General features: G+C 62.5%; 7 protein-coding genes and 1 pseudogene. 4 read left to right on the forward strand and 4 right to left on the reverse strand.

Features of this window, described 5'->3' with window-relative positions:
* The 3 genes and pseudogenes from ABLA28_RS09545 to ABLA28_RS09555 form a co-directional block, all read left to right on the forward strand.
* Positions 1-319: pseudogene (locus ABLA28_RS09545) on the forward strand (hypothetical protein); the annotation flags it as partial.
* Positions 320-346: 27 nt separating this feature from the next.
* Complete coding sequence (locus tag ABLA28_RS09550) at positions 347-1531, forward strand: SPFH domain-containing protein (protein WP_347713468.1); 1185 nt, start codon at positions 347-349, stop codon at positions 1529-1531.
* Positions 1532-1562: 31 nt separating this feature from the next.
* Positions 1563-2312: a hypothetical protein gene (locus ABLA28_RS09555; RefSeq protein WP_347713469.1), complete on the forward strand. Its 750-nt coding sequence runs from the start codon at positions 1563-1565 to the stop codon at positions 2310-2312.
* Positions 2313-2423: 111 nt separating this feature from the next.
* On the opposite strand, the gene ABLA28_RS09560 is transcribed toward ABLA28_RS09555, so the two are convergent.
* The 3 genes from ABLA28_RS09560 to ABLA28_RS09570 all read right to left on the reverse strand — a co-directional run bounded on the left by ABLA28_RS09560 (position 2424) and on the right by ABLA28_RS09570 (position 6205).
* Complete coding sequence (locus ABLA28_RS09560; RefSeq protein WP_347713470.1) at positions 2424-4097, reverse strand: formate--tetrahydrofolate ligase; 1674 nt, start codon at positions 4095-4097, stop codon at positions 2424-2426.
* Positions 4098-4318: 221 nt separating this feature from the next.
* Complete coding sequence (locus tag ABLA28_RS09565; protein WP_314716496.1) at positions 4319-5215, reverse strand: hypothetical protein; 897 nt, start codon at positions 5213-5215, stop codon at positions 4319-4321.
* A gap of 78 nt (positions 5216-5293) precedes the next feature.
* A complete protein-coding gene (locus tag ABLA28_RS09570; RefSeq protein ID WP_347713471.1) occupies positions 5294-6205 on the reverse strand; it encodes a hypothetical protein in 912 nt (303 codons plus the stop codon).
* A 291-nt stretch (positions 6206-6496) separates the two neighbouring features.
* Between ABLA28_RS09570 and ABLA28_RS09575 the strand changes: the two genes are divergently transcribed.
* Positions 6497-6787, forward strand: a complete 291-nt coding sequence (locus ABLA28_RS09575) for a hypothetical protein (RefSeq protein WP_347713472.1) — start codon at positions 6497-6499, stop codon at positions 6785-6787.
* Between the two features lie 89 nt (positions 6788-6876).
* Here the strand turns inward: ABLA28_RS09575 and ABLA28_RS09580 are convergent.
* Positions 6877-7491: deoxynucleoside kinase (locus ABLA28_RS09580; protein ID WP_347713473.1), on the reverse strand; the 615-nt coding region annotated here is incomplete at its 5' end.

A 7491-nucleotide genomic window follows, 5' to 3' on the forward strand; every position in this document is an offset into this window, starting at 1 on the left:
GGCGTGCCTGCAGCTCGCCCTTCACCTGAGCTGGATTCTGATCCCCCAGAGCTCCGTCGGCCAGACCCTGGGTCTCTCGGAGGAGAATGTTCAGGACTGTTTCAACCTTCTGAGCCTGGCGGTTTTCATCCTTTCCACCTGGCTGTCCTTCAAGGCTCGCAACATCCTTCAGCTCTACGCCTCGCGCTACCTGGAGAAGAGCGTCGCCGTCCTGAGCATCGCTCCGTCGGGCCTGATGATCTTTCTTTTCGGTCCTCTTTATCTCCAGGGCCAGATCAACAGGATGATCGCCATGGAGCTGCTGAACCCCGACCTGTAGACCACAGACAAAAAGGAGCGGATACAAATGGCCTTGATGCAAATTGTAAGATGGGACTCCGGCCTGAACCCGGCGGACATCTTTGCCTGGCGCTATGTGGACCCCAAGAATCCGGACAGGAGCGACGCCCTGGGCAACTGGACCCAGCTGGTTGTCCAGGAATCCCAGGAGGCCATCCTCTTCCGAGACGGACAGGCGCTCGACCTCTTTGGGCCCGGGCGCTACGTCCTCTCCACGGACAACATCCCGCTGCTGAGGCGCCTGATCAATCTGCCCACCGGCGGCGAGACTCCCTTCAAGGCCCACGTCTGGTTCGTCAACAAGCTCAACATCCTGGACGTCAAATGGGGCACGCTCTCTCCCCTGCTCCTGCGCGATCCCGAATATCAGATCCCTATCCCCGTTCGAGCCTATGGACAGTTCGGCGTCCGCATCCGCGACAGCCGCAAGTTTCTGCTCAAACTGGTCGGGACCCGCACGCGGCTGACCCGGGACGAGCTCGTTGATTCCTTCCGGGGGCTGCTGCTCAGCCGCATCGGCGACATGGTCGCGAGCTACATCACGCTGCGGAAAATCAACATCTTCGACATCAGCGCCTACCTCAAGGACATGTCGGACGAGGCCGCGGAGGAGGTGCGCCCCGTATTCGAGGAGTACGGCATCGAGCCCGCGAACTTCTTCTTCGGGTCCATCAACGTGCCCGAGGACGACGAGGCCGTCCAGGACCTGAAAAAGGCGATGAGCGAGCGGGCGCGCATGAACGTCATGGGCTACAACTACCAGCAGAGGCGCTCCTTCGACGCCATGGAGGGGATGGCTCAGGCATCGGGCTCCGGCGACGGAGGCGGAGGGGGAAACCCCCTGCTCGGGGCCGGCATGGGGCTCGGCGCGGGCCTGGGCATGGGGGGAGCCTTCGGACAGATGGCCTCCCAGATGGGGCAATTCCTCAACACGTCCCCAACCGCCGCATCGCGTGCCTGCCCCAAGTGCGGCAAGGCCTGCGGCGAGGGACGCTTTTGTCCCTCGTGCGGCGCATCCCTTGCCCCCGGCTGCCCTCATTGCGGTGCGGAAATAGCCGCCGATGCTCGTTTCTGCTCCAAGTGCGGCAAGCCAATCTCGAGGGTGTGCGAGTGCGGCGCGGCGCTTGCCCCCGATGCGGCCTTCTGCTCCCGGTGCGGCAGGAGCACGGAGGGCGAAGCCTCTCAAAACTGACGAAAGCACGTGACGGAAAGGGGAAAACAACATGAGCAAGGCAACCAACAAGGTTCGGCATATCTTCAATCTCTTTCTTCTGCTGTTTCTGGTCGCGGTGGTGGCGGGGGTTTGCGTCTGGTTCCTGACGACCCCCGAGGCGCGGGGGACCACCTTCTGGATGTCCATGGGGTTCCTGGCCTTCGCCGCCCTGTTGGGCACCCTCTTCGCCTCCCGAATCGTGCTCCGAAGCAACGCGGGCAGGGAGATTCCCCACGGATTCTCCCACATTTACCTGCTCGCCCTCTATTTCATCTTCGTCATCGCCATGGCCTTGGTGAACGCCCGTATGGCGTTTTCCGTCACCACCTATTTCCTGATTCACATCGTCGGCCTGGCCATCTTCCTGATTCCGCTCCTCCTCACCAACATGGCCATGCTGAAGCTGAGCGGGGCGGACCGCAGGGAACAGCAACAGGGACGCCAAAATCTGGCGGCGGCGGCCACGCGCGTGAGGAACATGGCCGAGGACCTGAAAGGCATTGTCGCCGGCGATCGGGAGCGGATCGCTCCACTCCTCGCGCTGGCGGACTCCCTCCAGTACTCCGATCCCAGCGCCGCCCCCGGGGAGGCGGAGAACGCGCTGAAAGGCGCATTGGACGCCCTGGACGAGGAGGCCGAGATGATGATGGCCTCGCCCGATACCGAGCGAGGCCATCGATGGGAAAAAGTTCTAAGGGCCTGCGTCAAGGCGGAGCGCGCGCTCGAGGCGCGAAACGCGGCGCTCCTGAACTCCCGATAGGGCTCCCTGGTTCTGGGCGCCAGCTCCTTTCTTTTCATCGCATCGCGTCATAAAAACAAGGGCTCCCGGCCTGCCGCCGGGAGCCCTTGTTTTCGTATGAGGCATAAAGTGCTAGAAGAGGCCGGTTATCTTCCCGTTCTCGTCCACATCGATCGACAGGGCCGCGGGCTTCTTGGGCAGGCCCGGCATCGTCATGATCGCACCGGTGACCGCCACGAGGAACCCCGCCCCTGCGGAAAGACGCACCTCGCGCACCGTGATCCGGAAGTCCTTCGGACGGCCGACCTTGGTGGCGTCGTCGGAGAAGGAGTACTGGGTCTTGGCCATGCAGATCAGCAGGTCATCCTTGCCCAGCTCGTGGATGAGCTCGAGGTCCTTCTCGGCCTGAGGCGTGAAGTCCACGCCGTCGGCGCCGTAGATCTCCCTGGCAATGGCCGTCATCTTCTCCTTGGGGCTCATCTCGGGCTTGTAGATGAACTTGAAGTCGGAGGGTTTCTCGCACGCCTCGACGACCTTCTTCGCCAGCTCGACTCCGCCCTCGCCGCCCTTGCCCCAGACCTCGGAGAGCGCGAAGGAGGCGCCCATCTCGGCGCACTTCTTCTCCACCAGGGCCAGCTCGGCCTCCGTGTCCAGCGGGAAGCGGTTGATGGCGACGACGACGGGAAGCCCGAACTTCTGGATGTTCTCGATGTGCTTCTGGAGGTTGGGGATCCCCGCCTCGAGGGCCTTCAGATCCTCGCTGCCCAGCTCGGTCTTCTTTCTGCCGCCGTGCATTTTAAGGGCGCGGACCGTCGCGACGACGACGACCGCAGCCGGCTTGAGGCCGGCCATGCGGCACTTGATGTCCAGGAACTTCTCGGCGCCCAGGTCCCCGCCGAATCCGGCCTCCGTGACCAGGTAGTCGGCCAGCTTCAGGCCCAGACGCGTCGCCTGAACGCTGTTGCATCCATGGGCGATGTTGGCGAAGGGGCCGCCGTGGATGAAGGCGGGCGAGCCCTCGAGCGTCTGGACCAGGTTCGGCTTGATGGCATCCTTCAACAGAGCCGCCATGGAACCGGCGGCGCCGATGTCCCCCGCCGTGACGGGCTTGCCGTCGTAGGTGTAGGCCAGGACCATCCTGGAGAGCCGAGCCTTCAGGTCCATCAGGTCCATGGAGAGACAGAGGATCGCCATGACCTCGGAGGCCACCGTGATGTCGAATCCGCTCTCGCGCGGGACCCCCTCGGTACGGCCGCCCAGGCCGATGATCACCTTGCGCAGGGCACGCTCGTTCAGGTCCACCACGCGGCGGAACACCACGCGGCGGGGATCGATGTTCAATTCGTTGCCCTGCTGGAGGTGGTTGTCCAGCATCGCGGCGCAGAGGTTGTGGGCCGTAGTGATGGCGTGCAGGTCCCCGGTGAAGTGGAGGTTGATGTCCTCCATCGGGACCACCTGGGCGTAGCCGCCCCCCGCCGCACCGCCCTTGACCCCGAAACTGGGCCCCAGGGAGGGCTCGCGCAGAGCGACGCAGACCTTTTTGCCGATCTTGGACAATCCATCGGTCAGGCCCACGCTCGTCGTGGTCTTGCCCTCGCCCGCAGGCGTCGGGGTTATCGCCGTCACGAGGACCAGCTTACCGTCCGGCTTGTCCTTGAGCCCTTTGAGGACCTGGGGCTGCACCTTGGCCTTGTACTTGCCGTAAAGCTCAAGATCGTCCTCGGAGATCCCCAGCTTCTTCGCCACCTCCGTTATGGGGCTCATCTTCGCAGCCTGGGCAATTTCGATGTCGCTCGGTACCGTCATCACTCAACACTCCATTCTACTTGGTTTTGTTACTTTCCGAGAGGAAAAGAGAATCGGTTTCTCCTCAATCTCCGTTCTATACATTATAGTATAGCGATTGAAATGTGTTTTCATGACTGGCGGGCAAAAGGACATTGTCACCGGCCTCTTTGGGGGAAAGCGGAAAACGGGGCTCCGGACGAACATATCGAAACTCGGAGCCGGCTATCCCCCAATGGACGTCAGCGCTCGGAGAGACATCGGTGGGCTGCCAGGGTCTCGATCAGGGAGCCGTCGTCCTGGTCGTCCAGAAGCGCCTCCATCTTGTCGTACTCCTCCCCTCCGCCCAGAGAGCGCAGGATCTCCAGCATATCGTCGGCCTCCTCACCGAAACGCCCGGAGAGCAGGCCGAAGAGGATCACACCCCTGGAAAACCAGTTGAGCAGGTCGTGCGAGGAGGACCACACGTCCGAGAAGAGAAGGCTGAAGTGAAAATCCTCCTCCTCTTCCTCCGAGTCGTCGACGGGATCGGGGAAGTAACCCAGCATGTAGAAGGGGACGTTCGGGGCCATGGACAAAGCATCCCAGAACATCGCAGCGGCCTCACCAGTGCCGCCTTCCCCCTCCTCCGTCAGCATGAAACATGCTGCCAGCCTCGCATAGGCCCAGCCCAGCTGGCGGTCGCCGTCCTGCATCGTCTCGCGGAGGATGAGGGACCAATCGCGTTTTTCGATCAGGATCCTGTAATAAAGGCTTCTCACGGACCCCTGGTCGTCGAGGTCGTGACGCATGAGCTCCTGAACGATCTCGAAGGAACGCTCGTCGTCCTCCATGGAAAAGAGGGTAAAGGCCGCCCTCTGCAGGAGCGCAAGGTAAACCGTCCCCAGCTCGTCCTCGGCGAAGTCCTCCTCGGGGATCCCCTCCTCCCTCAGAACGCTGCGGGCGTTCTCGATGGCATGGACGAGTATCGGCAGGCGCACGTCGTCGTCCTCGGTAAGATCGGCCTGAAGCAGGAGGACCTCGGGGTTTTCGGGGTCCAGCTCCAAAGCCCGCTCCACCAGCTCCTCGACCTCCCCGGCATCCTCGGATTCATAGGCCCGTTCCAAGAGGTCCTCGATGTCCCCGGTTCCATTCCCCATGTTCCACACCCCTCAATTCTCTGACATCCACTGCTCCATCGATATTTTCATTTGGTATTCCCGCCTGGGGGAAGATTCCTATTTCCCGCCCGTGTCCCAGCCTCCGCCTCCACCGCCATCCGATGGAGCGCGGCCTTTGTCTCCGTCTCCGACATCCCACTGCGATCCGGGGTTTTCCTCTCCGGGTTTGGAGGGGGACGGAGCCGGAGAGGTCCCGGACGAACGCCCCCCGATCCGCCCGTTTCCGTGACGGTACGCGCACAGAGCGTTCAAGGGGACGGGGCCATGCCACAGGAGCCCCCAGGATCGGGCCAGATTGGCCAGATCGCAGGCATTTCCGCACGTCCAGAAGAACTCCTTTTCCCTCAGCCGCTCCACGATCCAGGGACGCCGCAGCCGCAGGGCCTCCCAGGTATACTGCCCGCCAGCCGGGGACACCTTCTTCCACCTGTCCGCCAGCCAGACCCAGACCCCCGGCCTCCCCGAACGCCAGGCCAGGACCGTGCAGGCCAGAGGATCCTCGAGAATGCCCATGTTGTCGCATCCGAGGGCTCGAATTTCACGAAACTCATCGCACCTGAGGAAGTCATCGCACATCCAGGAGGCCGTCACCCGGGTCAGCTCGGGCACCCTCATGGGGATGACGGAGCCCACGAGGACATCGGTCGGGACGATGCTGCCGTCGACGCCCGTACGGCCGTACACCCAACGGTTGGGCGCCACCTGAGCCACCGCGAAGCCATCGAACGTGGCGTACCATCCCGCAGGCATCCCCTGAGGACGCCAGACCTCGAAGTTCAGCCCATAAGGTCTTTGATATGCCGCCATCACGGTGTTCGCCAGAACGCTCCGCGTCGGCAGCGTAAAGAATTTCCCTCCCATGTCCCCCATGGGGACGAGGACGGACCGGGCGTCGGCCTGCCCCCCCGACAGGTGAAGCAACAACAGGATCACGGCGACAAGAGAGCCCTTTCCCGAGGTCCGAAGCATCCCAAAGATCACTCCTCCGTCTCACGATTCCCAAACGCGCCCCAAAGCCCCTGTGCATACGACCCGGTCCATTGAATTATATCAGGAATGCGAACCTGCCGGACATTTTTGCATCAAAATACCGGCCGATGCGCTATAATTGAAGGGGAATTCCATTCAGAATAAATTGATGGACGGAGGGGACCCATGACCGGGACAAGCGACGTTTCGAGCCGCGTTTGGGACGCGGCAGCCCGCGCTGCAGGCGCGTCTTTCGGCCTTGCGGAAAAGGCTGCAGGACGCTCCGTAGGCGTGAGCGACACGGAGGAGGAGCGCGAGGCGGCGCTGGAAAAGGTACAGGAGGCCAGGGAGTCCGTCTCCAAGACGACGTTCCGCATGTGGGACCGTCATGCCGAGATGGTGAAGAAGTCTCAGGCTTTGCATAAGGCCAAGATCCGAAAGGACGCCATCGCCCGCCGCAACCGGCAGAATCGGGAGCGCCAGACGGAGCTTCTGGCCGAGATGGCGCTCGAGAACGCCCGCCGCTCGAAGTGGCTCAACGCCGCCTCGCTGCAGCGGAGAAAGGCGGCTTCGCCCCTTTAGCTTCCTCAGGCAGGGTCAAAGCCCATCAGGCCGACGGCCGCGATTTTCGAGACGGGGGATGCCCTTTCGGGCACCCCCCGCTGTGCTCCTCAGCCCTCTCCGCCCTCCGCCCCCTCGAAGCGGTCCGGAAAAAAGGACCGCACTTCTTCCAGGAAGCGGTCAACGCGTTCCGGAGTATGAATGAAGTTGGGATCGGACAGATCCAGAACCAGGAAGTTGGGGATATCCATCTCCATCTTGACGAAGTCGATGAAGGGAGCATAGGCGTTGTAGAGCATCCGCCAGTACTCCTCGCCCGCCGCGATCTCGTCGTCGCGGCCGCGCTCGTGGATTCGGCGCATGATCTCCTCGAAGGGACAGTGCACCAGAATCAGGAGGCGCGGCGCCTTCGTGTAGCGAAGGAGGGAGTCGTAGAGGGTCAGATAGCAGCCGAACTGGCTGTCCCTGAAATACCCCTGCTTGTAGTACAGCGTCGCGTAGACCTTGTCTCCGAAGATGCTGCGGTCCAGAATATACTGCTCCTCCTCCGAGGCGCAGAGGTACTGGGCGAAGCGCGTGACCAGGAAGTTGAGCTGCATGGGAAAAGCCCACTTGCGGTCGTGATGGAAACGGCTCAGCAGGTCGTGCTGATCCCGAAACTCCTCCGGCATCACCTTGAATCCGAGCCGCTCCGAGAGCAGGTTCACGATCGTCGACTTCCCGCT

Origin of the sequence: uncultured Fretibacterium sp. (assembly GCF_963544685.1) — a bacterium.
Classification (GTDB): domain Bacteria; phylum Synergistota; class Synergistia; order Synergistales; family Aminobacteriaceae; genus CAJPSE01.

What these genes read in the sequence shown, in the direction of transcription:
- ABLA28_RS09560 (WP_347713470.1), bottom strand. Translation starts at nt 4,097, where the DNA reads ATGACGGTACCGAGCGACATCGAAATTGCCCAGGCTGCGAAGATGAGC.
- ABLA28_RS09555 (WP_347713469.1), top strand. Translation starts at nt 1,563, where the DNA reads ATGAGCAAGGCAACCAACAAGGTTCGGCATATCTTCAATCTCTTTCTT.
- ABLA28_RS09550 (WP_347713468.1), top strand. Translation starts at nt 347, where the DNA reads ATGGCCTTGATGCAAATTGTAAGATGGGACTCCGGCCTGAACCCGGCG.
- ABLA28_RS09565 (WP_314716496.1), bottom strand. Translation starts at nt 5,215, where the DNA reads ATGGGGAATGGAACCGGGGACATCGAGGACCTCTTGGAACGGGCCTAT.
- ABLA28_RS09570 (WP_347713471.1), bottom strand. Translation starts at nt 6,205, where the DNA reads ATGCTTCGGACCTCGGGAAAGGGCTCTCTTGTCGCCGTGATCCTGTTG.